The organism is Azotobacter armeniacus (assembly GCF_054779355.1).
Genome location: NZ_BAAGYK010000101.1, coordinates 1346 through 3781, shown reverse-complemented (window position 1 = coordinate 3781; position 2436 = coordinate 1346). Strand labels below are relative to the sequence as shown.

At 69.7% G+C, this 2436-nt stretch carries 3 protein-coding genes; all 3 read right to left on the bottom strand.

From position 1 onward, the window contains the following. Positions 1-566 (bottom strand): aldehyde dehydrogenase family protein (locus tag ACYVD0_RS13430; protein ID WP_460427264.1); only part of this gene is annotated, 566 nt, incomplete at its 3' end. Next, a complete protein-coding gene (tpiA, locus tag ACYVD0_RS13425; RefSeq protein WP_460427263.1) occupies positions 563-1345 on the bottom strand; it encodes a triose-phosphate isomerase family protein in 783 nt (260 codons plus the stop codon). The genes tpiA and ACYVD0_RS13430, both read right to left, overlap by 4 nt. Beyond that, a partial coding sequence (gene eno, locus ACYVD0_RS13420; protein WP_460427262.1) for a phosphopyruvate hydratase occupies positions 1342-2436 on the bottom strand: 1095 nt, incomplete at its 5' end. The genes tpiA and eno, both read right to left, overlap by 4 nt.

The following is a 2436-nucleotide window of genomic DNA, read 5'->3' as shown; positions in this document are numbered from 1 at the left end:
TAGTTGTAGGGGCCCATGCACAGCGCCACGCCCAGCGGCACGCGGCGGATCTGGCCGAGGGTGCCCTGCTCCAGCTCGAAGCGGCTGGAGCGGCGGTCCAGCTCCTTGAGCTCGTGGATGGTGTCGACGATGTAGTCGCAGGTGCGGTCGAACTCCTTCTCGGAGTCCTTGAGGTTCTTGCCGATCTCCCACATCAGCAGCTTGACCACCGCCTCGCGCTGCTCGCGCATGCGCGCGAGGAAGGTCTCGACGTGCTGGATGCGCTCGGCCACCGGCAGGGTCGGCCACAGGCCCTGGCCGTTGTCGTAGGCCTGGACCGCGGCGTCCAGCGCGGTCAGCGCGGCCTCGGCATCCAGCAGCGGGGTGCTGCCCAGGATGACCTGCTCGTCGCCCTTGTCGGTCTTCAGGTGGATGGGGCTGCGCACGGTGGCCAGCGGACCCTCCCAGCGGCACAGTTCGCCGTCGATCAGGTACTCGCGCTGCTCGATCGGCGCGCCCAGGCGGTACTGCTCGGGAATCTCCGCGGCAGTGGGGAAAAGGTTGTGCAGACGGCTCTCGGTGCTCATGGTTGTGGTCTCTCTTGTTCTTGTCGTTGGGTGGCGGCTTGGCAGATCGCGGCGAACGCGGCCACCTCCAGCGAGGCGCCGCCGATCAGTCCGCCATCGATGTCGGGTTGCCCGAACAGCGCCTGGGCGTTGTCGGCCTTGACGCTGCCGCCGTAAAGGATCGGCGTGGCCTCGGCCCGCGCGCGGTCGAATTCGCCGAGCAGCGCGCGGATGTGCCGGTGCACCGCCTGGGCCTGTTCGGGGCTGGCGGTCTCGCCGGTGCCGATGGCCCACACCGGCTCGTAGGCGATCACCCCGGCGGCGAGGCCCTGCACGCCCGAGCGGCGCAGGACCGCCTGCAGCTGGGCGGACACCACCTGCTCGGTCTTGCCCTGGCGGCGCTGCGCCAGCGTCTCTCCGATGCAGAGCACCGGCACCAGGCCGGCCCTGAGCGCCATGGCGAACTTCTCCGCGACCACCTCGTCGCACTCGCCGAACAGGCTGCGCCGCTCCGAGTGGCCGACCAGCACGAAGCGGCAGCCCAGCTCGCGGAGCATCCCGGCGCCGACCTCGCCGGTGAAGGCGCCCTTCGCCGCCGTGTGGAGGTTCTGCGCGCCCAGCGCCACGCCGGAGCCCTCCAGCAAGGCAGCGACCTGCGCCAGGTAGGGGAAGGGCGGACAGACCGCCACCTCGACGCCCTGCAGCGCCGCCAGCGCCGGCAGCAGTTCGTCCAGCAGGCGTCGGTTGGCGGCCAGGCCGCCGTTCATCTTCCAGTTGCCGATGACCAGCTTCCTGCTCATGCCGCACCTCCGCAGCAGCGCCGCTTCAGCAGCGGCTCGGCGTCGTAGGGCGCCCTGCCCTTCAGCGCCTCCTCGATGCGCAGCAGCTGGTTGTACTTGCCCACCCGGTCCGAGCGGCACAGCGAGCCGGTCTTGATCTGCCCGGCACGGGTGGCCACCGCCAGGTCGGCGATGGTGGTGTCCTCGGTCTCGCCCGAGCGGTGCGAGATCACCGCCGTGTAGCCGGCGTCCTGGGCCATGCGGATCGCATCCAGGGTCTCGCTCAGGCTGCCGATCTGGTTGTACTTGATCAGGATCGAGTTGCCGATGCCCTTCTCGATGCCTTCCTTGAGGATCCTGGTGTTGGTGACGAACAGGTCGTCGCCGACCAGCTGCACCTTGTCGCCCAGCTTCTCGGTCAGGTAGGCCCAGCCCGCCCAGTCGCTCTCGTCCATGCCGTCCTCGATCGAGACGATCGGGTAGCGCTCGCAGAGGCTCGCCAGGTAGTCGGCGAAGCCTTTGGAGTCGAAGCTCTTGCCCTCGCCCGCCAGCCGGTACTCGCCGTCGTGGTAGAACTCCGAGGAGGCGCAGTCCAGGGCCAGGGTGATGTCCTGGCCCAGCACGTAGCCGGCGCGCTCGACCGCCGCCTGGATGACCACCAGGGCTTCCTCGTTGGAGGACAGCATTGGGGCGAAGCCGCCCTCGTCGCCCACCGCGGTGCTCAGGCCGCGCTCGGAGAGCACCTGCTTGAGGGTGTGGAACACCTCCGCGCCCATGCGCAGGGCTTCCTTGAAGCTGGCCGCGCCGACCGGCTGGATCATGAACTCCTGGATGTCGACGTTGTTGTCGGCATGCTCGCCGCCGTTGAGGATGTTCATCATCGGCACCGGCATGCTGTACTCGCCCGGCGCGCCGTACAGCTCGGCCAGGTGGGCGTAGAGCGGCAGGTCGCGGGCCGCGGCGGCCGCCTTGGCGGTGGCCAGGGAGACGGCGAGGATCGCGTTGGCACCGAGGATGTTCTTGTTCTCGGTGCCGTCCAGCGCGAGCATCGCCCCATCGACCGCGCGCTGGTCGAGGGCGTCGAGGCCGACCACCCGCTCGCGGATCGGCTG

Excerpts from the sequence above, each read along its gene's own strand:
- tpiA (WP_460427263.1), bottom strand. The coding sequence starts at position 1,345 with ATGAGCAGGAAGCTGGTCATCGGCAACTGGAAGATGAACGGCGGCCTG.